We start from the raw sequence: 26,543 nt of genomic DNA on the forward strand, positions 1-26,543 counted from the left end.
AGCTCGGGCCGAAGAAAAATTTAACGTCGTGTCCGGGATTAGTTGACCACTACAACCCCTCCTGATACCCAAGCATTCACCCAACCCCCATATCCCCCAGGTTAACAAAACATAACGTGGCGTCGATTGTCAGACCTTTCCAAACCCCGATAGGATAAGCCAGCTTCCGAAGGGGCTCTAGATTGCGTATTTCAGGGCTATGCCCCAGAAAAGGCAATCCCAAAGAGCCGCCTTTACGGCGCCCAGAAAGGTTGAACGACCTAACAATAATAATGGGGGAAGGTCTATGAGTGAGCCTGTCATGGGTGTGGGTATCTGCCGCCCGCCGGCACTGCGCAAATTCGCGTTGCTGGCTACAGCGCTCTCGCTGTTGGGCTGTGCCGTGCTGTCGGCACCTGTGCTGGCCGCTGCTGCGCCAGCATCCGACATTGTTTATTCCGTTGAATCTGCCAAAGCCAGCAAGAGCCTGATGCTCGACGTCGTGCACGCCGGCAAGCGGCTGGTGGCGGTTGGGGATCGCGGGCACATTCTGTATTCCGATGACCAGGGCGCGACCTGGACCCAAGCCAAGGTGCCGACGAGGCAACTGCTGACGTCGGTGTATTTCGTCGACGACAAACACGGTTGGGCCGTCGGCCATGATGCGCAGATCCTCGCGAGCGAGGACGGCGGCGTCACCTGGACCAAGCAATTCGAAGATCTGAAACGTGAATCGCCGCTGCTCGACGTCTGGTTCCAGGACGTCAACAGCGGCTTTGCCGTAGGCGCTTACGGCGCGTTGTTGGCCACCACCGACGGCGGCAAGAACTGGGAAGATGTCAGCGATCGCCTCGACAACGAAGACCAGTACCACCTCAACGGCATCGCCGCGGTCAAGGATTCCGGTCTGTTCATCGTCGGCGAGCAGGGCAGCATGTTCCGCTCCGCCGACTGGGGCCAGACCTGGGAGAAGCTTGAAGGTCCCTATGAGGGCTCACTGTTTGGCGTGATCGGCACCGCTCAAGCCAATACGCTGCTGGCCTACGGGCTGCGGGGCAATCTGTTTCGCTCCACCGATTTCGGTACGACCTGGGAGCCGGTTGGGCTCAAGGCCGCTCGCGGTGCGCTGGAGTTCGGTCTGTCCGGCGCCACATTGCTCGACGACGGTTCCATTGTGATCGTCGGCAACGGTGGCTCGGTGATCCGCAGCAACGACAACGGCGAAACCTTTGGTGTGTTCAACCGTCCGGATCGCATTTCCGTTTCGGCAGTCACCGCAGCGGGCAACGGCAATCTGATTCTGGCAGGACAGGGTGGCGTTCGCGTCACTTCGCCAACCGGCGCAGAGAATGGAAAAAATGGGTCGTCCAAATGAGCCGGGCAAATAATAAGAAGGCGGGTCTATGACATCCTTGAGCACTCATCATCATGACAAGGCGACGTTTCTCGAACGCCTGATTTTCAACAATCGCCCGGCAGTGATCGTCATCTGCCTGCTGGTCAGTATTTTCCTGTTCTGGCAAGCGACGCTGATCCGGCCGTCCACCAGTTTCGAAAAAATGATCCCGCTCGAGCATCCGTTCATTCAAAAGATGATGGAGCATCGCAACGATCTGGCGAACCTGGGCAACACGGTGCGCATCTCGGTGGAAGCCACTGATGGCGACATCTTCTCCAAGGAGTACATGGAGACTCTGCGTCAGATCAATGACGAGGTGTTCTACATTTCCGGTGTTGACCGTTCCGGTCTCAAGTCGCTGTGGAGCCCGAGCGTACGCTGGACCGAAGTGACAGAGGAGGGGTTCGCCGGTGGCGAAGTGATTCCGCAGAGCTACAACGGTTCCCAGCAAAGCCTCGACCTGTTGCGCAACAACGTACTCAAGTCCGGTCAGGTCGGGCGTCTGGTGGCCAACGACTTCAAGTCGAGCATTGTCGATATCCCGCTGCTGGAGTCCTACCCGGACCCGCAGGACCAAGGCAAGTTGCTGGCGCTGGACTATCGCAAGTTCTCTCACGAACTCGAAGACAAGATTCGCAACAAATTCGAAGCCCAGAACCCTAATGTACAGATCCACATCGTCGGTTTCGCCAAGAAAGTCGGCGACCTGATCGATGGGCTGGTCATGGTGGTGATGTTCTTCGGCATCGCCTTCATCATCACGTTGATCCTGCTCTACTGGTTCACCAACTGCATGCGCAGCACCGTGGCGGTGTTGAGCACCACGCTGGTGGCGGTGGTCTGGCAGCTCGGTTTGATGCACTTCTTTGGCTTCGGGCTCGATCCCTACTCGATGCTGGTGCCGTTTCTGATCTTCGCCATCGGTATTTCCCACGGCGTGCAGAAGATCAACGGGATCGCCTTGCAATCCAGCGAGGCAGACAACGCTTTGACTGCGGCGCGGCGCACGTTCCGTCAGCTGTTCCTGCCGGGGATGATTGCGATCCTCGCGGATGCGGTGGGTTTCATCACGCTGCTGATCATCGACATCGGCGTGATTCGTGAACTGGCCATCGGCGCGTCCATCGGCGTGGCGGTGATCGTGTTCACCAACCTGATCCTGCTGCCGGTGGCGATTTCCTACGTCGGCATCAGCAAACGCGCCGTCGAACGCAGCAAGAAAGACGCGCACCGCGAACACCCGTTCTGGCGTCTGCTGTCGAACTTTGCCAGCCCGAAAGTGGCGCCGGTGTCCATCGTGCTGGCCTTGCTGGCCTTCGGCGGCGGCCTCTGGTACAGCCAGAACCTGAAAATCGGTGATCTGGATCAGGGCGCTCCGGAACTGCGTCCGGACTCGCGCTACAACAAGGACAACAACTTCATCATCAGCAATTACTCCACCAGTTCCGACGTGTTAGTGGTGATGGTCAAGACCAAGTCCGAAGGCTGCTCGCGCTATGAAGCCATGGCGCCGATCGACGAGCTGATGTGGAAGATGCAGAACACCGAGGGCGTACAGTCGGCGATCTCGCTGGTGACCGTATCCAAGCAGATGATCAAGGGCATGAACGAAGGCAACCTGAAATGGGAAACCCTATCGCGTAACCCGGACGTGCTGAACAACTCGATCGCCCGGGCTGATGGCCTGTACAACAACAGTTGCTCCCTGGCACCGGTGCTGGTGTTCCTCAACGATCACAAGGCTGCAACCCTGGATCGCGCCGTGCATGCAGTGCAGGACTTCGCCAAGGAGAACAACAAGGACGGCCTGGAATTCATCCTCGCCGCCGGCAACGCCGGGATCGAGGCCGCCACCAACGAGGTGATCAAGGAATCCGAGCTGACCATCCTGATCCTGGTGTACATCTGCGTGGCGACCATGTGCATGATCACCTTCCGCTCCTGGGCTGCGACGTTGTGCATCGTGCTGCCGCTGGTCCTGACCTCGGTACTCGGTAACGCCCTCATGGCCTTCATGGGCATCGGCGTGAAAGTCGCAACCCTACCGGTTGTGGCGCTCGGGGTGGGGATTGGCGTGGATTACGGCATCTACATCTACAGCCGTCTGGAAAGCTTCCTGCGTGCCGGTCTGCCGTTGCAAGAGGCGTACTACCAGACGCTGAAGTCCACCGGTAAAGCCGTGCTGTTCACCGGCCTGTGCCTGGCGATCGGCGTGTGCACCTGGATCTTCTCGGCCATCAAGTTCCAGGCCGACATGGGCCTGATGCTGACCTTCATGCTGCTCTGGAACATGTTTGGCGCGCTTTGGCTGCTGCCGGCGCTGGCGCGGTTCCTGATCAAGCCGGAGAAGCTGGCGGGGCAGAAGGGCAATTCGTTGTTTGCTCACTGATCCCAGGCTGAAATAGAAAAGCCGCAACCAAGGTTGCGGCTTTTTTATTAGAAGATCTTTTGACTTTGCGCTATGACAAATCGGTGCCGAGCACCGCATTCAACGCACTGCGCGCATCATCCAACTGCACCAGCGTCGCATGCCGTGCACCCAGCGCATCACGATTCTCGATTGCCGTCAAAATCGCCTTGTGCCGGGGCAATGCCAGTTCATGCAGATTCGGTCGCTGGTTGGAATGCTTCAAGGCTTCGGCAATTGCCACCGACAGCATGTTGCACAGGTTGGCCAGCAAGTCGTTATGAGTCGCATCGGCAATCCGGCTATGGAAATCCAGGTCCGGTTGCAAGAGTGCTTCGGGGGTCGGTGCGGCTTCCATGCGTTGGTAGGCTTCACCGATGGAGGCGATGTCATCGTCCGTGGCGAACTGAGCAGCGAGGGCGGCCGCTGCGGGTTCAATGATGCTGCGCACGCTGGTCAGCAAATCGAAGAATTCATTTTGCGGGCTGCTTTGCATCAGCCAATGCAGCACGTCGGGATCGAGCATGTGCCATTCCTTGCGCTGCTTGACCACCGTGCCCACTCGCGGACGGGAATACACCAGACCCTTGGCGACCAAAACCCGGGTGGCTTCGCGCAGGACCGGACGGCTGACCGCGTACTCCTCGCACAACAAGGCTTCGGCAGGCAGTTTGTCACACGGCTTGAAGCGTCCGGAAACGATCTGCATGCCCAGTTCCTGGACGATGCGCGAGTGCATGCTTTTGCGGTCGGAGGGTTTGCGGTAATCCATGGGGAACGGCGCGATCCTGGGCGATGGAGATGCCGCGCATGATAACAGGCGCGAGCGGTGGGCGATCCAGCCCTTTAATGGTCGTTCCCACGCAGAGCGTGGGAAAGATCGATAGGGGGGTTAGTGGGAGTGGCGGGGGACTTCCGAGCCACGACACCCGACCAGGAAGTCGAAATCGCAACCCTGATCCGCCTGCAGCACATGGTCGATGTACAGCTGACGATAACCGCCCACGATCAGTTGCTGCGGCGGTTGCAGGTCGGCCATGCGCGCCGCCAGTTCCGCGTCGGGAATGTCCAGGTGCAGACGGCCATTGGCGCAGTCGAGTTCGATCCAGTCACCTTCCTTCACGGTCGCCAAAGGTCCGCCAGCGGCCGCTTCCGGGGCCACGTGCAGAACGACGGTGCCGTACGCCGTGCCGCTCATGCGCGCATCGGAAATACGCACCATGTCCGTCACGCCTTGGGCCAGCAACTTCGCCGGCAAGCCCATGTTGCCAACTTCGGCCATGCCCGGATAACCCTTCGGACCGCAGTTCTTCATCACCAGAATCGAGTTGGCATCCACATCCAGCTCCGGATCGTTGATCCGCGCCTTGTACATGTCGAAGTTCTCGAACACCACCGCACGGCCGCGATGTTGCATCAGTTCGGCGCTGGCGGCTGAAGGCTTGAGCACTGCACCCAGTGGTGCGAGGTTGCCGCGCAACACACAGATGCCGCCGTCGGCGCGGATCGGGTTGTCGAGGGTGCGGATCACTTCGTCCTGGCCGTAGATCGGTGCGTCCTTGGTGTTCTCGCTGAGGGTTTTGCCGTTGACGGTCAGTGCATTCGGATGCGGAATCAGGTTGGCTTCACCCAGACGACGCAGCACCGCTGGGAGGCCACCGGCGTAGTAGAACTCTTCCATCAGGAAACGCCCGGACGGTTGCAGGTCGACGATGGTCGGCATGCCGCGACCGATGCGGGTCCAGTCATCCAGATCCAGCTCGACACCGATGCGCCCGGCGATGGCTTTCAAATGGATCACGGCGTTTGTCGAACCACCGATGGCGGCGTTCACGCGAATGGCGTTTTCGAAGGCTTCTTTGGTGAGGATTTTCGACAGCTTCAAGTCTTCGCGAACCATCTCCACCGCGCGCATGCCGGACATGTGCGCCAGCACATAACGACGCGCATCGACGGCAGGAATCGCCGCGTTGTGGGGCAGGGAAGTGCCCAGTGCTTCGGCCATGCAGGCCATGGTCGACGCGGTGCCCATGGTGTTGCAGGTACCGGCCGAGCGGGACATGCCACCCTCGGCCGCGAGGAAATCGTCGATGGTGATGGTGCCGGCTTTCACCTGTTCGCTGAGCTGCCAGACCACGGTGCCCGAGCCAATGTCCTGACCCTTGTGCTTGCCGTTGAGCATCGGCCCGCCGGTGACGACGATCGCCGGCACGTCACAACTGGCCGCGCCCATCAACAACGCCGGGGTGGTTTTGTCGCAACCGGTCAGCAGCACAACACCGTCAATCGGGTTGCCGCGAATCGCTTCTTCGACGTCCATGCTCGCCAGGTTGCGGGTGAGCATGGCGGTCGGACGCAGGTTTGATTCACCGTTGGAGAACACCGGGAATTCCACGGGAAAGCCCCCAGCCTCGATCACCCCACGTTTGACGTGCTCCGCAATCTGGCGGAAATGCGCGTTGCACGGGGTCAGTTCCGACCAGGTGTTGCAGATGCCGATGATCGGCTTGCCGTGGAACTGGTGGTCGGCGATGCCCTGATTCTTCATCCAGCTGCGGTACATGAAGCCGTTCTTGTCGGCAGTGCCAAACCATTGGGCGGAGCGCAGGGTGGGTTTCTTATCAGACATGATCGGTTCTCTTATTGTATGACTATATTGTTCGAGCTGAAGCGTAACATAAGCGCAAATTCGGCTATTTGGAAGTGTTGTTGCGTAAATAGTATTACTATATAGTCCGTTTCTACGGAGGGATTGCCCTGACGGTTTTCCGCGAGAGGCGTCCCCCGAGGTTCTATAACAACAACAATCGGAGACCGATCTCATGAGCCAGGAACTGCGGCTTATTCGTCGCATCACGCTGAAACTGATTCCCTTCCTGATCCTGCTGTACCTGATCGCCTATGTGGATCGCTCCGCCGTAGGCTTCGCCAAGTTGCACATGGGCGCCGACCTGGGCATCGGTGACGCCGCTTACGGGTTGGGTGCCGGGCTGTTTTTCATTGGCTATTTCCTGCTGGAAATCCCCAGCAACCTGATGCTCGAACGCTTTGGCGCGCGGCGCTGGTTCGCGCGGATCATGATCACCTGGGGCGCCATCACCATCGGCATGGCCTTCGTCCAGGGGCCGCACAGTTTCTATGTGATGCGCTTTCTGCTCGGCGCGGCGGAAGCCGGGTTCTTCCCGGGCGTTCTCTACTACATCACCCAGTGGTTCCCGGTACGCCATCGCGGCAAGATCCTCGGGTTGTTCATCCTGTCCCAACCCATCGCCATGTTGATCACGGGCCCGGTGTCCGGCGGTCTGCTCGGCATGGACGGCGTTCTTGGCCTGCATGGCTGGCAGTGGCTGTTCATCGTCATCGGCAGCCCGGCGATCCTGTTGACCTGGCCGGTGCTGCGTTACCTGCCGGACGGCCCGAAACAAGTGAAATGGATGGACCAGGCTGAAAAGGACTGGCTGACCGGCGAACTGAAAAAGGATCTTGAGGAATACGGCCAGACCCGCCACGGCAATCCGTTGCACGCCCTCAAGGACAAACGTGTCTTGCTGCTCGCGCTGTTCTATCTGCCGGTGACCCTGAGCATTTACGGCCTGGGCTTGTGGTTGCCGACCCTGATCAAGCAGTTCGGTGGTACGGATCTGGTGACCGGTTTCGTGTCGTCGGTGCCGTACATCTTCGGGATCATCGGGTTGCTGATCATTCCGCGCAGTTCCGACCGCTTGAATGATCGCTACGGCCACCTGGCGGTGCTTTACGTGTTGGGTGCCATCGGCCTGTTCCTCAGCGCCTGGCTGACGGTGCCGGTGCTGCAACTGGCGGCGTTGTGCCTGGTGGCCTTCGCGCTGTTTTCCTGCACCGCGGTGTTCTGGACCTTACCGGGTCGCTTCTTTGCCGGTGCCAGTGCGGCGGCCGGGATCGCGTTGATCAACTCGGTGGGCAACCTTGGTGGCTACATCGGTCCGTTCGTGATCGGCGCGCTCAAGGAATACACCGGCAACCTGGCTTCGGGTCTGTACTTCTTGTCCGGTGTGATGGTGTTCGGGTTGGTGTTGACCGGTGTGGTCTATCGCCTGCTGGAACGCAAGCACGTACTGCCGGCCGACCAGTTCGCCGCCAGCGCCCGTGGCGCTACCCGCACCTGACACACAACCTGTGGGAGCGAGCTTGCTCGCGATGACGGAGTGTCAGTCACTATCAATGTTGAATGATCGACCGCTATCGCGAGCAAGCTCGCTCCCACAGGGGCCTGGGTCGGATTTGAGATTTGAATACAGGAGAAAATCATGCGTTTAGTTCAGTTCGAATTGAGTAACGGCGAGCGCCGGGTGGGCGTGGTCGAAGACGGTTTGGTACGCGAAGTGCAGGACGCGCGCACGGTTCGCGATCTGGCGTTGGCCGCGATCGAGGCCGGCGTCAATCTTGAGCAGCAGGTGAAAACCCTGGGCCTGGGCATCAGCCATGACTATGCAGAACTGTTGGCCAAGCTGCGTATCCTGCCACCGCTGGATCACCCGGACCCGGCGCACATGCTGGTCAGCGGTACGGGCCTGACCCATTTGGGCAGCGCATCGGCACGGGACAAGATGCATCAGCAAGTCGGCGACGAAGCCGCGATGACCGACACCATGCGCATCTTCAAATGGGGAGTGGAGGGCGGCAAACCGACGGCGGGGCGGGCCGGCGTACAACCGGAATGGTTCTACAAAGGCGACGGCAGCATCGTCGTGCGTCCGGGCCACCCGTTCCCGCTGCCGCCGTTCGCCGAAGACGCGGGGGAGGAGCCAGAGCTCAGCGGTCTCTACGTCATTGGCCACGACGGCAAGCCGTATCGACTCGGTTTTGCCGTGGGCAATGAATTCTCCGATCACGTAATGGAACGCAAGAATTACCTCTACCTGGCCCATTCCAAACTGCGCAGTTGCAGTTATGGCCCGGAACTTCGGGTCGGTGAACTGCCGGAGCATCTGGCAGGCACCAGCCGCATCCTGCGTAACGGTGAAGTGCTGTGGCAGAACGAGTTTCTCAGTGGCGAGGCCAACATGTGCCACAGCCTGGAAAACCTCGAGTACCACCATTTCAAGTACAGCCAGTTCCTGCGCCCGGGCGATGTGCACATTCACTTCTTCGGCACTGCGACCCTGTCCTTTGCCGACGGCATTCGCACCCAGCCGGGTGACATGTTCGAGATCAGCCAGGCTGAGTTCGGTGCACCGTTGATTAACGGGATTGCACCGGTTGAAGCGGCGTTCGAGCCCGGCACCGTTGGCACCCTTTAAGGAGATAGGCATGACCCAGATTCTTGGTCACAACTACATCGGCGGTCAGCGCAGTGCTGCCGGTCAACTCAATCTACAGAGCATCGACGCCAGCACGGGCGAAGCGTTGCCGTTCGATTTCTTCCAGGCGACCCCGGAAGAAGTCGATGCGGCCGCCAAGGCTGCCGCCGCGGCTTACCCGACCTATCGCAGCCTGAGCGCCGAACGTCGGGCGCAATTTCTCGATGCGATAGCCGATGAACTGGACGCGCTGGGCGATGACTTTGTGGCGGTGGTCTGCCGCGAAACCGCGCTGCCTGCGGCACGCATTCAAGGCGAGCGCGGTCGCACCAGCGGCCAGATGCGTCTGTTCGCCAAGGTGCTGCGTCGCGGTGACTTCTACGGTGTGCGGATCGATCAGGCATTGCCTGAGCGCAAACCGTTACCGCGTCCGGACTTGCGTCAGTACCGCATCGGCCTCGGGCCGGTCGCCGTGTTTGGCGCCAGTAACTTTCCGTTGGCGTTCTCCACAGCTGGCGGCGACACCGCATCGGCGTTGGCCGCCGGTTGCCCAGTGGTGTTCAAGGCTCACAGCGGTCACATGGCCACAGCCGAACGGGTTGCCGACGCGATCATCCGCGCCGCAGAAAAAACTGGCATGCCGGCGGGCGTGTTCAACATGATCTACGGCGGTGGGGTCGGCGAGGCGCTGGTCAAGCATCCGGCAATTCAGGGGGTTGGCTTTACCGGTTCGCTCAAGGGCGGCCGTGCGTTGTGTGACATGGCTGCTGCTCGGGCGCAGCCTATTCCGGTGTTCGCCGAGATGTCGAGCATCAATCCGGTGATCGTGTTGCCGCAGGCACTGCAAGCCCGCGCCGAATCGGTTGCCCGCGACCTGACGGCTTCGGTGGTTCAGGGCTGTGGTCAGTTCTGTACCAATCCCGGTTTGGTGATCGGTATCCGTTCACCGCAGTTCAGCGCGTTTGTGCAACAGGTGGCGGGTTTCATCGGCGATCAACCGGCGCAAACGATGCTCAATGCCGGGACCTTGAGCAGCTATGGCAAAGGCCTGAAAAAACTCCTCGCTCATCCGGGCATCGAGCACCTGGCCGGCCAGGCACAGCAGGGCAATCAGGCGCAACCGCAGCTGTTCAAGGCTGACGTCAGCCTGTTGATCAAGGGCGATGAAGTGTTGCAGGAAGAAGTGTTCGGCCCGACCACAGTGTTCGTCGAAGTCGCCGACCAGGCGCAACTCAGCGCCGCATTGAACGGCCTGCACGGGCAACTGACGGCGACGATAATTGGCGAGCCGGCGGACTTCGCGCAGTTCGCTGAGCTGACGCCGTTGCTGGAACAGAAGGTCGGACGGATCCTGCTCAACGGCTATCCGACTGGGGTGGAAGTCTGCGATTCAATGGTCCACGGCGGTCCGTATCCGGCAACTTCCGATGCGCGCGGCACGTCGGTGGGCACCTTGGCCATCGACCGTTTCCTGCGCCCGGTATGCTTCCAGAACTACCCCGACAGCCTGCTGCCGGATGCCTTGAAGAATGGCAATCCGCTGCGTATTCAGCGGTTGGTGGATGGCCAGCCATCCCGCGAAGCGATCTAGCGGCGAGCACAATCCCCTGTGGGAGCGAGCTTGCTCCGGGCGGCGTTCCGACGATGGCTGTGTGTCATTCAACATTGATGTGATTGACAGGGACTCATCGCGAGCGAGCTCGCACATTGGACTGAGGCGCAATGAGCTATCATTGCGTCTTTCCCATTCAAAGATTGACTGCCATGACCGCCGCAACCGACACCTTGCTCGCCACCCTCGAACACTGCGATATGGTGGAAATCGACGGGCTGCACGCCTTCGAATTCTCCCTTGATGAAGACGATAATCTGCACATCGAATGCTTGGACGGTCGTGTGTCCAAACACTGGGAGTTCACCCCGGCCGAAGTCGAGGCCGCGACCTTCGATCCAACCCTGCAAAGCTGGCTGATCACCGGCAGTTCCGGCGAGCACCGGTTGGTGTGCATGATCGCGTTCCGCGGTGATGACGACGAGGAAGAAGCGAATGAGGATGCGTAAGCTCTGGCCACTGTTGATGGCCGGCAGCGTCGGCGCGATGGGTTTTCAGGTTGCCTCGGCCGACGACTATCAGTTGCTGGTCGGTTCCTACACCGCCGGTCAGAGCCAAGGGATTTATCGCCTGAACTTCGACGCCGCCACCGGCCAGATCGACGCCAAACCACTGCAAGTGATCAAGAGCGAAAACCCATCCTGGCTGACCCTGTCCAAGGACCAGCGTCACCTGTTCGTGGTTAACGAAAACGGCCCGGGACAGACCGATCCGGTAGGGCGTGTCAGCAGCTATGCGATCGATCCCAAAACCCATGAACTGAGCCTGATCAATCAGGTGCAGAGCCTGGGCAACGAGCCGACGCATTCGGGCCTCAGCGTTGAAGCCAGTCACCTGTTTGTCAGCAACTATTCGGTGGCTGAAGATCCGGGCGGCACGCTGGCGGTATTGCCGGTGGGCGCCGATGGCAAGCTCAAACCCGTGGTGCAGATGAGCAGCCATCCATCAAGCCGGGTCAATCCCGAGCGGCAGATGTCGGCGCACGTACATTCAACGGTTTCGTCGCCGGACGGCAAGTACGTGTTCTCCAATGACCTGGGCACCGACAAGATCTTTGTCTACCGCTTCGATCCCAAAGCCAACCCGGAACTGCCCTTGACCCCCGCTACGCCGGCGTCCGTCCAGTTGCCACCCGGAAGCGGGCCGCGTCATCTGCTGTTCAGCGCCGATGGCAAGCACGCGTGGCTGACCATGGAAATGAGTGCGCAGGTTGCGGTGTTCGATTACAAGGACGGCCAACTTGAGCAAACTCAGATGGTTGAGTTGGCGACGGGTCAGCCCGTTTCGGACAAGGCCGCCGCTGCGCTTCACGCGTCGCGCGATGGCAAGTTCCTCTACGTCAGCAACCGTGGTACCGCCAATCAGCTGCTGGTGTTCGCCATCGATCCTGCGACCGGGCACCTCAAAGAGCTGCAACGCCGTTCCGTAGAAGGTGATCACCCGCGAGAGTTCAGCCTCGATCCGAGTGGCAAGTTCTTGTTGATCGCCAATCAGAAAAGCAACCAGATTGTCGTCCTCGAGCGCGATTCAAAGACAGGCCTGCTGGGTAAAACCGTGCAAAAACTGCCGATGGATGCCCCGAGCGACCTCAAGTTCATGGTGCGTCAATAGGCCGCAGGCCCCGGTTGATGGGGCCTGCATCCTTCTATTAATGACGCTGATATCTGCTAATGCTACAAAAGATTTCAAGGTGCCAACCTCGAAGGTTAAGTTTGCTTCACGGCCCCACCGGGCATGCAAGCCAACTGAATCCGAGGAACACCGCCATGAACTTCAATCTCTTCTCCGTCATCGCTGCTTCTGCAATCTCCGCCACCGTTGCTCTGCCAGCCAGTGCCAACGTTGAAATCAGCGACAAAAAATCCCACGCCCAAAGCTACACCCAAAAATACCTGCAACAGAGCGCCACCTTTTACGCGGCTCTGGATCACAAGACCCAAGCCTGAAATTTGAACCCTGCACCTTTTATGCAGGAGCGAAGTCACTTGCGCTGATCGAGCTGAAAAGCTTTGAGAAACCTGAGTGATGTCGCTCCTGCATAACGCGTTTACGACAGCATCATATTGCTATCAATGTATTGCTTGATATCACATGGCCATAAGTTTAAATTTGACGCTGATTTTTTGACTCCTTCCCATGATAAGGATCGACAGCATGGCAATGCGTCTGGCCGTGGTTCTTCTGTTTCTCTATTCCACCCCCATTCTTTCGGCTGCCCAGCCCGTTCCAGGCGAGCCGGATGCGGCCCGCGAACGCTTGATGAGCTTTATTGAAGGCTGAGATAGTTTGGCTTAATGATTAACGAAGATGATGGTTACTATGGATAACCCTGAGTGGTTATCACCGCTTTTTTGATCGATTCTGTGGGCATCGAAACATGCCTGCGGAGAACATCATGGCCAGCGCAATCATCACTTCTGCCAAACACGGCGCCTACCTGGCTATCGCCCTTTATGTGGTCCTGGTGCTGGTTGTCAGCCTCTCGCCTCAATCGCGTCAACCTCTTGAAGCGCCGATTCAAGTCGCTCATCCCGGCATCCAGTTTGAACACCGTTCGCAAAATGCGATGGTCGATCAGGCTGAACTCGCAGGAGTCGCCGGAGCATGAAAGGGCACAGACTTTGGGTCATCGCCTTCCTGGCGTTCATGACTAATGGATCCTCGTTGCTGGGGATCGGACAGGGCTCGGCGGGGTCGGTGGCACGGACTATCGAAGCCAATCACAACCTTGCTCGTAACATTGGAACCGCTAAGGCCCTGGAGCTGCTGGCCGGCAACCCGCCGATCGAACGCCAGAACGATTTCTTCGGGCCGTTCCACGTGGATTGCTCGGTGTTGCAGATGTGTGAAGTGTTTGCCTGAGTCGCCTCGGCGCGGCCCCTGTAGCAGCTGGCGAAGCCTGCGTTCGGCTGCGCAGCAGTCGTGAAACCAGAGCACGCGGTCTTCCAGATAAATCTGACATAACGGATTTGCGACTGCTTCGCAGCCGAACGCAGGCTTCGCCAGCTGTTACAGGGATCGGCGCGGTTACTTGCGCATCACGCCAGTAAATAGCTCCGACTCCAGAAACCGCTGCAACCAGCCCTGCAAGCGGTGATAGGGCGTCTGCCCGAACCACTCGCGATCCACATGGGCGAATTGGCGCACGAACGGCATCAGCGCCACATCCGCCAGGCTCGGATGCTCGGCCAGCAAGTAGTCGCGTCCCTCCAGCAGCTCATCGAGCCTGCGCAAAAACACCTCGCCCTCGGCGCGATAAAACACCATTGGCTGCTCGGGGTATCGCTCGGCGTACTTGTAGCGATTGAGGTGCACCTTGAACACCTGATCGTTTTCTTCGATCAGTTTGGCGATGTGATGCTGCCCGACAGGATCATCCTTGAGCAACCAATCCTGCGGATCGCTCTGCGCCAACGCCCAGTGCATGATCGCCAGGCTTTCATCGATCACCTGACCGTCGACGCTCAGCACCGGCACCGTGCCCTTGCTCGACAGCGCGAGCATTTCGGCAGGTTTGGCCTTCAGACTGACCTCAACAATATTCACCGCAACGCCGCAGTAGCGCAGGGCCATGCGCGCCCGCATCGCGTAGGGGCAGCGGCGGAAGGAATACAGCGTATTCATTTCACCTCCAGCGTACTCAGGCCATTACCCTGACGGCGGACCTGAATCTGCACCGGAATCCGTTCATGCATTTCCTGCACGTGTGAAATCACCGCGACTTTTCGTCCCTGCGCTTGCAAGCCGTCGAGAGCATCCATGGCCAGTTGCAGGGATTCCGGATCGAGGCTACCGAAGCCTTCGTCGATGAACAACGATTCGATTTTCAGCGTGCTCGATGCCATTGATGCCAAGCCCAAGGCCAAGGCCAGTGACACCAGGAACGTCTCGCCGCCGGACAACGAATGCACCGAACGCAGTTCATCACCCATCTCGGTGTCCATCACCAACAACCCGAGCATGCTGCCGCCACGTTTGAGGCGATAGCGCCGCACCAGTTGCCGCAACTGAACGTTGGCGTGATGCACCAGCAGGTCGAGGTTGTAGGCCTGGGCGATCTTGCGGAAGGTGTCGCCCGTGGCCGAACCGATCAGTGCATTCAAACGTGCCCAGCGCTGGTATTCGGTATAGGCGTCGGCGATCTGCTGCGCGAGGGCTTGATTGGCGTTTTGCCGGCGCTGATCCTCGGCCTGTTCGGCGCGCAGTTCGGCGCAACGGTGTTCGCTGGCGGTGAACAGGTTTTGCAGCTCGGCAAGCGCTGCCGCCAGTTGTTCGGCGTCGAGATTGCCGTTGTGCTGTGCTTGATGATTGAGCAAACGCTGATTGCGTTCCTGCAACAGAACCTTGGTCTGTTCGATGGCTTTTTCGCTTTGCTGCAATTGCTGACGCAGTTCGCTGACCTGCTGGTCGTCGACACTCAGCAGAGCTTCCAGACCACCGTCATCCAGTTCCGGATGCAATGCGCGCCAGTCGGAAATCTTGCCGCTCAGCTCACGATCTTCGGTGTCCAGTGCCTGGGAGCGTTCCTGCTGGGCCTTGAGTTCGGCGCCCAGTTGCACCAGCCGCGTGCGCACGGTTTGCAGTTCCTGATTGGCCGTCGCTTCGGCATTACGCGCCTGTTCGACGGCTTGATCCAGTTGCAGCTGCCACTGCTCGGCACTGGCGTGTTCGCCGAGCAATTGCGTGAGCTTTAGCTGGCAGGCCTGTTGCTGGTCGGCGAGGGCGGTGAACTGCTGGCGGGCTGTTTCCAACTGCTGGAGGCGAGTGAGTTGGCGGTCCTGTTCTTTCTCCAGCGTCTGCTGCCGTTGTTGCTGCTCGCCGAGTTCATCGCGTTGCTGATCGAGTTGTTCCAGCCGCTGGGTGATCTGCCGGTCCAGTTGCATGAACGTCGCGGCCGGTTCGTTGCGCAAGGCTTGCAGCGTATCGGCCGGGAGCAGGGTGCTGAACGCCGTCAACTCCTCGTCCAGGCGCTGGTGATCACTGCTCAACTCACGTTGCTGGTTGGCCAGGTGCTGGGCAGCTTGCTGGCTCGCTGCTTCAGCGCTACGCAGTTGCTGTTGAAGGCGCGCGGCGTCCTGTTGCAAGGTGAGCAGGGCGGATTGCCGTTGTTCGTCCTGAGTGATGCTCTGGTTTAGCTGACTGCTTTGCTGCGTCAGCCAGGCATCACGTTTGAGCGCATCCTGCGTGAGCAGTTGCGCAGACAACGGATGTGCTTCAAGGCTCGGTGCCAGGTTCTGTTGCTGGGTCGCGAGGTGTTCTTGCTGTTGCAGCAACTCTTTTTGCTGCGCAATCACGCCGCCCACTTCAGCGCGCAGCTCAGTGAGCTTTTCTTTCAGCAGGTCGACGGCTTTCTGTGCGTTGGCCTGTTCGCTTTCATCATGCCGGCCAAGGCTTTGCAGCAGGGCTTCGGGCTGATGATAAGGATGGTCGGGGCTGCCACAGACCGGGCACGGCTGATCATCCTGCAACTGCTCGCGCAGTTCTTCGACGCTGGCGCTGCGGGCCAGGCGCTGGCGTTCCAGCAGTTCGCGGGTGACGGTCAGGGTCTGTTCGGCGACGACCAATTCGCTCTTGGCTTTTACACCGTCCTGGGTCAGACGTTCTCGTTCTTGCTGAGCGGTCAACTGGCGCTGCTGGAGTTCGGACGCTCGTTTGTCCAGTTCCTGCTGACTGGCCCACAGTCGCGTCAGCTCTTCAAAGGCCCGCTGCTGCTTGCGGTTATCCTGCAACAGACTACCGAGAATCTGAATCTGCTCGGCCACCGCTTCCGGTTCGGCACCGGCCTCCTTGTACAGCACTTCTAGGCTCTGGCGCTGAGTGGACAGATCCTCGGCAGCGCGAGCGGCGCTTTGTTCCAGGGCGGCCAGTTCAGCCTGGCCCTTGTTCAGGCGATTGCCGATCAGCATCAGCTGTTGCAGGCGATCACGGTAGGCGTTCCAGGCATCGCTCAAGGGCGCCAGAGGGGTGCTTTGCTCAAGCTCCCCGGCAATCCGCTGCAAACGTTCGGCGACTTGTTTCTGTTGGTCCAGCAAGCCTTGGATCGTGTGTTGGCCCTGAGTGCAGGCCAGTTCCGTCTGCTGCTTGAGGTCGGCACTGAGGCCGGCATCCTTGACCAGGCGAGCGAGGGTGCTTTGTTCTTCGAAGGCCTGACGCAGCAGCGGAGCCCCTGAGGTGTGTTGGCTTTGGGCCTCGACCAGCGCGGTCTGCGCAGCACTCAGGCTGTGTTCGAGTTGCGCCTGGCGCTCATTCAGTTCGGTTTGCTGTTGGGTGTGCTGCTGAATCTGCGTGGCCAGCGGTGTGAGCTGGGCAGTGAGTTCTGTTTTGCGGGCGAACTGGTGCCGTTGCGGGGCCAGTTGCTCCAGGCGAGTCAGCTTCAAACGTTCGCCGGCCAGACCTTCCCAACGCTGCTGGGCCGATTGCGACTGCTCGGTGGCGCTCTGCTGTTCGTCCTGCAACTGGCGCAAGTCTTTGAGCCAGGTATGTTGCAGTTCTAGTTGCTTGAGTTGCGCTTGCTGGGTCTTGAGTTGTTGCTGAGCCTCGCTGAAGCGTTCATCGAGTTCTGCGCGGGCTTCTGGCGACAATGGCGTCACGCCGGTGGCTTGGTCCTGCAACAGTTTGTGGACTTCGCGAGCCTCTTTGGTTTTGTCGAAAGCCCGGCGGCCGAGGCGCGTATAAAGCGCGGTGTCGGTGAGTTTTTCCAGCAGTTCGCTACGTTCGTTGTCGTTAGCCTTGAGGAACGCACTGAATTCACTCTGGGCCAGCAGCACCGCACGGGTGAATTGCTCAAAGTTCAGGCCCAGTACGGATTCGAGATGGAGTTTGAATTCAACTTTCTGACTGGCCAGCAGTTGATCCAGATCGATGTCGCGCAAACTCTGACGGCTGGCTTGCAGTTTGCCGCCAGCCTTCTCGCGGGCGCGATTAGCTTCCCAGCGAGCGCGGTAGCGACGGCCATCGATGCCAACGAAATCTACTTCGGCATAACCTTCACCCGTGCCGCGACGCAGCAGGGTGCGGGGGTCGCCCGTGCTGATCTCGCCGTCGGCGTCGGGCGCTTTGGCAGACACCTGAGCATTGCTAAGCCGAGGCACCGCACCGAACAGCGCCAGGCACAAGGCGTCGAGCAAGGTGCTTTTACCGGCGCCGGTCGGCCCGGTGATCGCGAACAGACCGGCGCTGGCCAACGGCTCAGCGGTAAAGTCGATTTCAAAAGGCCCAGCCAGTGAGGCGAGGTTTTTCAGGCGGATCGCGAGGATCTTCATGCTTGTTCGCTCTCCATCTGCACGTCTTGCAACAGCTCGGCGAAGTCCTTGAGGGTTTGCTCATCGACCTCGCTGCCGTAGTTGTCCTGCCAGGCGCGGCTGAACAATTCCTGCGGCGAGAGCTGGTCGAGTTCAATCAAGGCCGTGCCGTCATCGACGCCATCGCGGCTGCCGTTGCCGGCGTATTCAGCGGCGATCCGCACCAGGCGCACGGCTTTGCCTTGCAGGGCGGTTTCCACTTGATAGCGCAAGTCGGGTTGCGGCTCATCAAGGCGCACCCGAACTTCCAGCCACGGCTGGCGCTGGATATCGGCCAGCAGGTCGATGTTCGGCAAATCGGCCAGTTGCAGCAGGATTTCCGCCAATGGCGCGGGACCGATGCGTTGCAGATTCACAGCCCGGGGGATCAGTTTGGGTTCGACGCTGACCAGGGTTTCGCCCTCAAGTTTGATGTCGAGAATCTGGTGCTGATAGCCGATCTCGGAGAACGACAGCGGAATTGGCGAGCCGCTGTAGCGGATACGCTCTTCACCATTGACCTTCTGCGGCTTGTGCAAGTGACCGAGGGCGACGTAACTGATGCTCGGCCCGAACAGGCTGGCGGGCAGCGCTTCGGCGTTACCGATGATCAGGCTACGCTCGGAGTCTTCCGACACCGAACCGCCGGCCATGTGCGCGTGGCTGATAGCGATCAGCGCCTGACCTGGTTTGCGCTTGGCATTGGCGGCTTCGATCAGCCATTCGTGAACCTGACCGATGCCGCGCAGGTAGTTGTCGCCCAAGTGCGCACCGGTCACTTCGGCGGGGCGCAGGAACGGCAGCGCCAGACACCAGGCGACGGTTTTGCCTTTGGCATCCGGCAATGGCAGCAACAAGCGCTCGGCATCGAGTTGACCGTCATCCAGCCACAGCACACGACCCAGTGCATGCGTGCGCAAACGCCGCATCAACGGCGCGGGCAGTTCAATGCGCGAGCCGGAATCGTGGTTGCCGGCGATCATCACGATGGTCAGCTTCGGCTGCTGTTCATGGGCACTGACGATGAAATCGTAGAGTCGTTCCTGGGCTTTAACCGGCGGATTGACCGTGTCGAAGATATCGCCGGCGATCAGCAGCACGTCTGGCTGGTCCAGCTTCAGCTGGCGCAGCAGCCATTCGAGAAAGCAGGCGTGTTCGAAATCGCGTTCCTGGCCGTGCAGGTTCTGCCCAAGGTGCCAGTCGGAGGTGTGAAACAGACGCAAGGTGAACTCCGTAGGAAATAAGGTGATGGCCGCGTGGGAAATGATGGCGGCTAAAGGGGAGGGAGTTTACTGGCAAACACGTTGGATGTGGCCAACGCCACAACCTGTAGCAGCTGGCGAAGCCTGCGTTCGGCTGCGAAGCAGTCGCAAAATCAGCACACACGGTGTATCAGACAAACCGCGTAAGCAGGATTTACGACTGCTGCGCAGCCGAACGCAGGCTTCGCCAGCTGCTACAGGGAATGCGGCGGCAGTGGTTATTTGGGGTACAGCGGCGGCAGGCCACTGTCACCCACCGGGTCCTGAACCCGCTCGGCAATCGGAATCGCCTTGATCGCCCGCCACAGATCGTCACCTTGCCAATGCTGGCCGGTTTCGCTGTAGAGCGCGCCATTCAAACCATCGAGGGCGTCGGACAACGGCACAAAGCGCGCCGCCATATCGGCCAGGGTTTCCGGTTGTTGCCGGGCCCAGGCGTCGAGGGCCTGGCGGGTGGCGTGGGAGTCGTTGGCCTGACAGGCGCGCTTGAGATCGTCGAGCACGGTGCGTGGGCTGGGGCCGGTCTGTGCCGCGCGCAGGATCGCCGGTTGCCAGCGGGCGCGCCACCAGAGACCGAAGCCCACCAGGGTGGTGCAGGCCAGGGTCAGGGTGCTGAGTTTCCACCACCAGAGGGCTTCGTTGTCGGCAGCGGAAAAGACTTGAGGCATGCCGGCCGGGCTGTCGACCATCAGGCTCGGATTGTTCGCCACTGGCAGGGTTCGGGCCGCCAGGCTGCTGTGATCCAGGTGGTCCTCGAAGGTGTTCCACCAGATCACTTCAACCGCTGGCAACTCGATTGCGCCGCTGCGCGTTGGCACCAGGGCTTCACGGTCTTCGCGGCTGCCGATCAGCCCGCGCTCGCTGTTCTGGTTGCCCAGCACCGGTTGATCCGGGTAGCGCCGCAAGCCGTTGACGTCGGTGGCGGGCAGCGGCGGCAATTGCGAACTGTCCAGCCCCTCAGCCTTTACCGTCAGGCTGCGGGTCAATGAATCACCCACCTGCGCATGATCCGGTTCCGGGTTCCAGCTTTCGCTCAGGCTGAGGCTACGGGCCGGCAGCCATGGCATGTCGGCCGGGTAGGTGATGGGTTTGGCCTTGACCGTCAGCAGAATCTCGGCGGAGCTGACCCGCATCAGTTTGCCGGATTTTGGTGCCTGGACAGCGGCGTCCTGGGCGGGTTGTGCGTCCACGAGGGCGGCATTGAATATCTGCGGCGGAATGATCAACTCGCCGCTGTGTTGCGGATAGATCGCGTAGCGCATCTCGATCACGCCGTGGCGCAGACCATTGATGTCTTTCTCGTAGGTGCGCGCCGCGCCCAGTTGCTCGATGCGCACATCGGGGATTTGCAAAGGGGGCAGGCTGCTGTCGTCGTACAGCGACACCGAATGGTAGATGCGCAAGGTCAGGATCGCCTGGGCCTGCACGTACACGCTGTTTTGATCGAGGCTGGCGTCGATGAATACCGGGGCCCGTTTGGTCGGGCTGTCCTGGGTTTCGGTTTCGACCACTTGCACGGTGATTGGCTGGCTCTGCACGTCACCCAGTTGCAGTGACGGAACAACCACGCTGCCGTTCTGCCGAGGCAGCAGGGTGATGATCCAGCGGGTGGTCGCACGGTTGTCGCCGTTCAGGGTGGTCAACTGGTTGACCTGACGGGTGCCGCGCACTTCGAACAGCGGCTCCAGCGGTGTCAGATCAGGCTTGCCGAACTGTGTCACGTCGTTGGATTCCAGGGTCAGTTCAATCGTTTCGCCGCTGTTCAGGCGACTGCGATCGACACTGGCGACCAGCCCCGCTGCCTGGACCTGAACAGTGCAGAGCAACAGTGTGGGCAGCAGTGCGAGCAAGAAAGCGGTGAAGCGGGTCATCGAGTTTTTCCCTGATCCTGATGTTGTTGCTGTTCGTACCAGAATTTGCGTCTGAGCAATTCACCCGGGTCATCCGGGATCTTGCGCAGCCATTGCTCCAGCGCCTGGCGCCGTTCACCATCAATGCTGTCGCTGGCCGGGCGCATCGGTGGTCGGGTGCTGTCTTCATCCCCCAGTTCGCTGCCCGGGACTTCATTGGTGCCGGGTTTCGACGGCGTTTTGCTCTGTTGGTCGGAGTCCGTCGTGGCTTGTTGGTCGTCGGTTTTCGGTTCGCCATTATCCGACGGTTGAGTGGCCGCGCCCGGCGGCGGTTCTTGCGTGGGGGGCTCGGTCTCGTTGTCGGCATTTTTGTCCGGCGCAACGGGCGGTGGAGTGTTGTTCTGCTTGAGCAGACTTTCCACCAGCGCCTTGTTGGTCAGGGCCGGGCGCAAATCCGGTTGACGCTCCAGCGCCTGTTCGTAGGCATCCAGCGCGGCTTCCAGCTCACCGCTTTTGGCCAGGGCGTTGCCACGATTGTAGTGGGCGTGGGCGTCGCGGCCTTCGGCGAACCGCTGGGCGGCGCCGCTGTAGTCGCCGGCCTCGTAGAGCGCCACACCTTGCCATTGTCGATCTTTGAATTTCTGCGCCGCCTCGGCCGGGCGCTTCTGCTTCAGCAATATCAGCCCCTGTTGGTCGGGTCGCAGCCACAAATCGTTGAAGTCAAAGGCATAACTCGGTTGTGGCAGTAAAAACAGCAGTGGCAAGCAGAACAGCCAGCCGCGACGACCGGCGCACGCTGCCAGCAGCAACAACGGCAATAACAGCCAGTAACCCTGATCGGCCCACGTATCGAGGCGCAGGGTCTGGCCGTCGTTGCGCAGCGCGCGTGGTCCCTCGAGCAAGCCGAGGCCGCGCAGGTCGACATCGTCCAGGCGTGCGTGGCGATAGTGTCCGTCCAGGTCGTTGGCAAAGGCTTTCAGGCTTGGCTCGTCCAGATGGGGTACCAGAATCGCGCCCTGGTCGTCCTTCAGAAAACTGCCGTCCTCCTGGGTGATCGGCGCGCCTTCGGCAGTGCCGATACCGAGCATCAGAAATTGTGTCGACTTGCCGTCCAGCGCCTGCTCAATCCCCTGGCGTTCCAGTTCGGTCAAGGTCGACCCGATCAGCAGGATCCGCCCGTCGCCGAGGGCGCCCTGATCCAGCAGGGCAAGGGCCTTGGTCACCGCCAGATCAGCGCGATGTCCTGCTTGGGGCATCAGCGAAGGCTTGAGGGCATCCAATAGATTGCGGCTGGTCGACAGGTCATCCGACAGTGGCACCAGTGTGTGAGCGCTGCCGGCGTAGACGACGATCGCGGTCTGGGCATCGCTGCGGTTCTCCAGCAGGTCGAACAGCTTGCGCCGGGCCTGTTCCAGCCGGTTGGGTGGTACGTCGGTGGCGAGCATTTCCGGGGTCAGCTCAAGGATCACGACCAGCGGGTCGGCGGGTTTCTGGCTGGCTTGCTCGACACGTTCCCAGCTCGGCCCAAGCAGTGCCAGAACGGTCAGCACCCAGGCACATCCCAGGATGACCCACGGTAATTTGCTGTCGCGACCGTTGCCACCACTGAGCAACGCCGCATGGAAGGCCGGTGGCAGAATCATCTGCCAGCGCCCGGCGCGTTTCTGCCGATGCCAGAGTTGCCAGAGCAACCAGCCGAGCAATGGCAACAACAGCAACCACCAAGGGCGGAACAAGTACGGCCAGAGTGCACTCATCGGCGCCTCCGCAGACGCAGGCGTTTAAGCCGCTGGCGCCAGTCGGGCAGTTGCGTTTGCAGAAGATCCTTGGTGAACAGCCGCCGCAATGGGTTGTCAGGCCAGCGTTCGCGAACCACCAGCAGCATGCTCAATAGCAACCCCATTGCCAAAGGCCAGTGGTACAACGCCTGAGCCGGGCGGGCCTGCGTGGGTTGCTGGGTCACTGGCTCCAGTTTGTCGAGGGTGTCCTTGATCGCTTGCAGCTCCTTGTCATCATGGGCGCGAAAGTACTGGCCGCCCGTGGCTTCGGCGATTGCCATCAAGGACGGTTCATCGAGGTCGAGGCTCGGGTTGACCCCCAGGAAACCCAAAGTGCCGTTTTGCTCCGGATCGGCGCCGATACCGATCGGGTAGATTTTCACGCCTTCGCTGGCTGCCAGCCGCGCAGCTGTGAGCGGGTCGATTTGGCCACCGTTGTTGGCGCCGTCAGTGACCAGAATCAGTACGCGACTTTGTGCCGGGTGTTGGCGCAGACGTTTGAGGGCCAGGCCAATGGCATCGCCGATGGCGGTGTTCTTGCCGGCGATGCCGATTTGCGCTTCGTCTAGCCACACGCGCACCGTGTGCCGGTCGAACGTCAGCGGTGCTTGCAGATAGGCCTGGCTGCCGAACAGGATCAGGCCGACGCGATCGCCGTCGCGACTTTCAAGGAAGTCACCGAGCAGGTGCTGAACCAGTGTGAGTCGACTGACGTCTTCGTCCTGCCACTGCATGTCGGGGAAATCCATCGAGCCGGAAACGTCGACCGCTACCAGCAGATCGCGGCCGCTGGCGGCGATGGGCAGCGGTTCACCAAGCCATTGCGGGCGCGCCGCGGCGATCAGTAGCAACAGCCATAGCAGAATGAACGGTGCCTGTTGGCGCCAGGCCGGCAGGTTGGCCCGGGCGCGGCGGCGGGCCAGGCCTTCAAGGTCGCCGAGGAAGCTGACTTTGAGCGCCGGCTCGCCGCTGTCGGCGACAGGCAGCACGATGCGCATCAGCCAGGGCAGCGGCAGCAGGGCAAAGATCCACGGCCAGGCGAACTCAAACATGTTTACGAATCCAGGTGTCGACAGCCTGAGTCAGGCCGGCGATGGCCTTGTCGTCGAGTTTGCATTCGGGTTTGTAGGCGCCTTCGACCAGCACCATCCAGCGGGTCAGGCCGGCGGCCGGGCAGCGATTGTCGAGGAATGCCAGCCATTTGCGCCCATTGAGGGTATGGCTCTGGCTGTAGGGGTAGTGGTTGCGGCACAGGCGTTTGAGCAAACCGTTGAGTTGCTGCAACCAGGCGCCGGCCGGTGCGCCGTCGTAGGGTTTGGGCATCCGCGCCAGTTCGGCCAGCGCGGCAAGGCGCACCGGGTCCAGCGGTTGTTCGGCGCGCACGATCGGGCGTTTGTTTGGAAGGAAGCGCCTTGCCTTCCATAGACCGAAACCGATGAGCGGCAGTAACAACATCAACAGCCACCAGCCCGGTGCTGGTGGCCAGAACTCGATCGGTGGCGGGGTGATCAGTGGTTGCAATTGATCGAGGCTGCTCATCGGCCTTTCCCCGGTTTCTGCGGGTTCAGGTACTCGCGCAATTGTTCCACCATCTCGCTCTGAGTGCTCAGGGGCATCAGCAATACCCGCAGCTTCTGCGCCAGCAATTCCCAGCGAGCGATGCGCGCTTCGGCCTGGGCGCGATAGGTCTGGCGCAGTTCGAAATTCAGGGTGTCGAGTTCCAGTTGCGCACCGCGTTCCGCAAAACGTAAAAGCCCGGCGGCGGGCAGGGCGTGATCCAGCGGGTCGGACACCGGCAGCAGCAACAGATCGCAATGACGCGACAACAGGCTCAGCTGTTGTTCGGCGCCCTCGGTCAGGGTGCGTTCGTCGCAGATCACGATCACCAGACTGCCTGGACGCAGTACTTCCCGGGCTCGGCGCAGGGCAATGTTGAAGGCGTCCCGGTCCGGCTCGTTTTCCGTGTGCAGCGACTGATTGACCCGCACCAGACGGTTGAGCAATTGCAGAAGGCTCTGTTTGCTGCGTCGTGGCTTGATTTCATAGTGCTCGTTGTTGCCGAACACCAGTCCGCCGACCCGATCGTTATGACCCAGTGCAGCCCAGCCAATCAGGCTCGCGGCCTGGGCGGCGAGCACCGATTTGAACATCAGCCCCGAGCCGAAAAACAGCCGGCGACTTTGCTCGACCATGATGAAAATCGGCCGCTCGCGCTCTTCATGGAACAGCTTGGTGTGGGGTTCCTGGGTGCGGGCGGTGACGCGCCAGTCGATGCTTCGCACGTCATCGCCCGCCTGATAGACCCGCACCTGATCGAAATCCACCCCGCGACCGCGCAGTTTGGAGTGGTGCAAGCCGATCAGCGGGCTGCGCTGGCTCGGTGTGGAAAACAGTTGCACTTCACGCACGCGATGGCGCATCTCGATCAGCTCGGCGAGGCTGACACGGATGCCCGGCTCGGGCGGCAGGAGGGCGTTCATCGGGGTCAAGCGACGGCTACGACGTCGAGAATCCGCTGGACCACCCGGTCCTGGTCGATGCCCGCGGCTTCGGCTTCAAAGGAAAGAATGATGCGGTGGCGCAGTACGTCGAACAGCACCGCCTGAATGTCTTCCGGGCTGACGAAGTCGCGACCGGCCAGCCAGGCGTGGGCCCGGGCGCAGCGGTCGAGGGCAATCGAACCGCGCGGGCTGGCGCCATAGGCGATCCACTCAGCCATCTCCGGGTCGAACTTGGCCGGGGTGCGCGTGGCCATGACCAGTTGCACCAGGTATTCCTCCACGGCGTCGGCCATGTACAAACCGAGGATTTCCTTGCGCGCGGCGAAGATCGCCTGTTGGCTGACCCGGCGCTCGGGCTTGGTTTCGCCGTTCAGCGCTTCGCCACGGGCCTGTTGCAGGATCCGACGTTCGACGGCGGCGTCCGGGAAGCCGATTTTCACGTGCATAAGGAAACGGTCGAGTTGGGCTTCGGGCAGTGGATAGGTGCCTTCCTGCTCGATCGGGTTTTGCGTGGCCATCACCAGGAACAGCGGCGACAGCTCGTATGTGCTGCGCCCGACGCTGACCTGGCGCTCGCCCATGGCTTCGAGCAAGGCCGACTGAACCTTGGCCGGGGCACGGTTGATTTCGTCCGCCAGCACCAGGTTGTGGAAGATCGGGCCTTGCTGGAACACGAAACTGCCGGTTTCCGGGCGATAGATTTCCGTACCGGTGATGTCGGCGGGCAGCAGGTCGGGGGTGAACTGGATGCGATGGAACTGTGCTTCGATGCCTTCGGCAAGTTCTTTGATGGCCTTGGTCTTGGCCAGGCCCGGAGCGCCCTCGACCAGCATGTGGCCGTCGGCGAGCAAGGCGATGAGCAAGCGCTCGATGAGTTTTTCCTGGCCGAGAATCTGCGTTGAAAGAAAGGTTCGCAGCGCTAGCAGCGCTTCACGATGTTCCATCGATGACTGTTCCTGGAAAGGGTGACCGAAGACGTTCGAATAACGCCAGGGCTGGGGGCGTTACTTTAATCTATCGCGGGGGGCGGCGACTAACGGCATTTTGTGCAAAGTGCGGGAAATGGTTGGGGAAATTGTTGGAGTTTTGTGAGGCTCCAAGGCTGGAGGTGTTCTTTCGGGCCTCATCGCGAGCAGGCTCGCTCCCACATTGATCGCATTTCAATCAAACGACTCGGTCCCCGGTGGGAGCGAGCC

22 protein-coding genes are annotated in these 26,543 nt (G+C 60.6%); 11 read left to right on the forward strand and 11 right to left on the reverse strand.

Annotated elements, in window-relative coordinates:
- Positions 1 to 286: 286 nt before the first annotated feature.
- Together MO767_RS29455 and MO767_RS29460 are read left to right on the forward strand one after the other, a co-directional pair.
- Positions 287 to 1,354 carry a YCF48-related protein gene (locus tag MO767_RS29455; RefSeq protein ID WP_282483387.1) on the forward strand — a complete coding sequence of 356 codons (1,068 nt, stop codon included), beginning with the start codon at positions 287 to 289 and terminating at the stop codon, positions 1,352 to 1,354.
- Between the two features lie 28 nt (positions 1,355 to 1,382).
- Positions 1,383 to 3,767: an RND family transporter gene (locus MO767_RS29460; RefSeq protein ID WP_282483388.1), complete on the forward strand. Its 2,385-nt coding sequence runs from the start codon at positions 1,383 to 1,385 to the stop codon at positions 3,765 to 3,767.
- Positions 3,768 to 3,837: 70 nt separating this feature from the next.
- On the opposite strand, the gene MO767_RS29465 is transcribed toward MO767_RS29460, so the two are convergent.
- A complete protein-coding gene (locus MO767_RS29465; RefSeq protein WP_282483389.1) occupies positions 3,838 to 4,557 on the reverse strand; it encodes a FadR/GntR family transcriptional regulator in 720 nt (239 codons plus the stop codon).
- A 120-nt stretch (positions 4,558 to 4,677) separates the two neighbouring features.
- Positions 4,678 to 6,414 (reverse strand): IlvD/Edd family dehydratase, encoded by a 1,737-nt coding sequence (locus tag MO767_RS29470; RefSeq protein WP_282483390.1) that lies wholly within the window; start codon positions 6,412 to 6,414, stop codon positions 4,678 to 4,680.
- A 193-nt stretch (positions 6,415 to 6,607) separates the two neighbouring features.
- On the opposite strand from MO767_RS29470, the gene MO767_RS29475 reads away from it, so the two are divergent.
- From MO767_RS29475 to MO767_RS29515, 9 genes are all read left to right on the forward strand, one after another.
- The gene (locus MO767_RS29475; protein WP_282483391.1) at positions 6,608 to 7,930 is read left to right on the forward strand and encodes an MFS transporter; all 1,323 of its coding nucleotides are present in this window, start codon (positions 6,608 to 6,610) and stop codon (positions 7,928 to 7,930) included.
- A gap of 141 nt (positions 7,931 to 8,071) precedes the next feature.
- A complete protein-coding gene (gene araD1 / locus MO767_RS29480; protein ID WP_282483392.1) occupies positions 8,072 to 9,064 on the forward strand; it encodes an AraD1 family protein in 993 nt (330 codons plus the stop codon).
- A gap of 10 nt (positions 9,065 to 9,074) precedes the next feature.
- Positions 9,075 to 10,655, forward strand: coding sequence for an aldehyde dehydrogenase (NADP(+)) (locus MO767_RS29485; protein WP_282483393.1), 1,581 nt, complete (start codon positions 9,075 to 9,077; stop codon positions 10,653 to 10,655).
- 173 nt (positions 10,656 to 10,828) lie between these two features.
- Complete coding sequence (locus MO767_RS29490; RefSeq protein WP_282483394.1) at positions 10,829 to 11,125, forward strand: DUF5629 family protein; 297 nt, start codon at positions 10,829 to 10,831, stop codon at positions 11,123 to 11,125.
- Positions 11,118 to 12,287, forward strand: a complete 1,170-nt coding sequence (locus MO767_RS29495; RefSeq protein ID WP_282483406.1) for a lactonase family protein — start codon at positions 11,118 to 11,120, stop codon at positions 12,285 to 12,287. The genes MO767_RS29490 and MO767_RS29495 overlap by 8 nt, the downstream gene beginning before the upstream one ends.
- A gap of 155 nt (positions 12,288 to 12,442) precedes the next feature.
- Positions 12,443 to 12,622 (forward strand): hypothetical protein, encoded by a 180-nt coding sequence (locus MO767_RS29500; RefSeq protein ID WP_282483395.1) that lies wholly within the window; start codon positions 12,443 to 12,445, stop codon positions 12,620 to 12,622.
- A gap of 208 nt (positions 12,623 to 12,830) precedes the next feature.
- Positions 12,831 to 12,956: a hypothetical protein gene (locus tag MO767_RS29505; protein ID WP_282483396.1), complete on the forward strand. Its 126-nt coding sequence runs from the start codon at positions 12,831 to 12,833 to the stop codon at positions 12,954 to 12,956.
- A gap of 115 nt (positions 12,957 to 13,071) precedes the next feature.
- The gene (locus tag MO767_RS29510) at positions 13,072 to 13,284 is read left to right on the forward strand and encodes a hypothetical protein (RefSeq protein ID WP_282483397.1); all 213 of its coding nucleotides are present in this window, start codon (positions 13,072 to 13,074) and stop codon (positions 13,282 to 13,284) included.
- Complete coding sequence (locus MO767_RS29515) at positions 13,281 to 13,538, forward strand: hypothetical protein (protein ID WP_282483398.1); 258 nt, start codon at positions 13,281 to 13,283, stop codon at positions 13,536 to 13,538. The genes MO767_RS29510 and MO767_RS29515 overlap by 4 nt, the downstream gene beginning before the upstream one ends.
- Positions 13,539 to 13,703: 165 nt before the next feature.
- Here MO767_RS29515 and MO767_RS29520 read toward each other — a convergent pair whose 3' ends face one another.
- The 9 genes from MO767_RS29520 to MO767_RS29560 form a co-directional block, all read right to left on the reverse strand.
- Positions 13,704 to 14,300, reverse strand: coding sequence for a glutathione S-transferase (locus MO767_RS29520; RefSeq protein ID WP_282483399.1), 597 nt, complete (start codon positions 14,298 to 14,300; stop codon positions 13,704 to 13,706).
- Positions 14,297 to 17,938 (reverse strand): AAA family ATPase, encoded by a 3,642-nt coding sequence (locus tag MO767_RS29525; protein ID WP_282483400.1) that lies wholly within the window; start codon positions 17,936 to 17,938, stop codon positions 14,297 to 14,299. Before MO767_RS29525 ends, MO767_RS29520 begins: the two co-directional genes overlap by 4 nt.
- Positions 17,935 to 19,179, reverse strand: a complete 1,245-nt coding sequence (locus tag MO767_RS29530; protein WP_282483401.1) for an exonuclease SbcCD subunit D C-terminal domain-containing protein — start codon at positions 19,177 to 19,179, stop codon at positions 17,935 to 17,937. The genes MO767_RS29525 and MO767_RS29530 overlap by 4 nt, the downstream gene beginning before the upstream one ends.
- A gap of 257 nt (positions 19,180 to 19,436) precedes the next feature.
- A complete protein-coding gene (locus tag MO767_RS29535) occupies positions 19,437 to 21,089 on the reverse strand; it encodes a BatD family protein (protein ID WP_282483402.1) in 1,653 nt (550 codons plus the stop codon).
- A complete protein-coding gene (locus MO767_RS29540) occupies positions 21,086 to 22,825 on the reverse strand; it encodes a tetratricopeptide repeat protein (protein ID WP_282483403.1) in 1,740 nt (579 codons plus the stop codon). Before MO767_RS29540 ends, MO767_RS29535 begins: the two co-directional genes overlap by 4 nt.
- Positions 22,822 to 23,898, reverse strand: a complete 1,077-nt coding sequence (locus MO767_RS29545) for a VWA domain-containing protein (RefSeq protein ID WP_282483404.1) — start codon at positions 23,896 to 23,898, stop codon at positions 22,822 to 22,824. Before MO767_RS29545 ends, MO767_RS29540 begins: the two co-directional genes overlap by 4 nt.
- Positions 23,891 to 24,385 carry a DUF4381 domain-containing protein gene (locus MO767_RS29550; protein ID WP_282483405.1) on the reverse strand — a complete coding sequence of 165 codons (495 nt, stop codon included), beginning with the start codon at positions 24,383 to 24,385 and terminating at the stop codon, positions 23,891 to 23,893. The genes MO767_RS29545 and MO767_RS29550 overlap by 8 nt, the downstream gene beginning before the upstream one ends.
- Complete coding sequence (locus MO767_RS29555) at positions 24,382 to 25,326, reverse strand: DUF58 domain-containing protein (protein ID WP_149631509.1); 945 nt, start codon at positions 25,324 to 25,326, stop codon at positions 24,382 to 24,384. Before MO767_RS29555 ends, MO767_RS29550 begins: the two co-directional genes overlap by 4 nt.
- 5 nt (positions 25,327 to 25,331) lie before the next feature.
- Positions 25,332 to 26,291: a MoxR family ATPase gene (locus tag MO767_RS29560; RefSeq protein ID WP_008150800.1), complete on the reverse strand. Its 960-nt coding sequence runs from the start codon at positions 26,289 to 26,291 to the stop codon at positions 25,332 to 25,334.
- Positions 26,292 to 26,543 lie beyond the last annotated feature (252 nt).

This window comes from Pseudomonas sp. UYIF39 (assembly GCF_029963765.1).
Lineage (GTDB): Bacteria > Pseudomonadota > Gammaproteobacteria > Pseudomonadales > Pseudomonadaceae > Aquipseudomonas.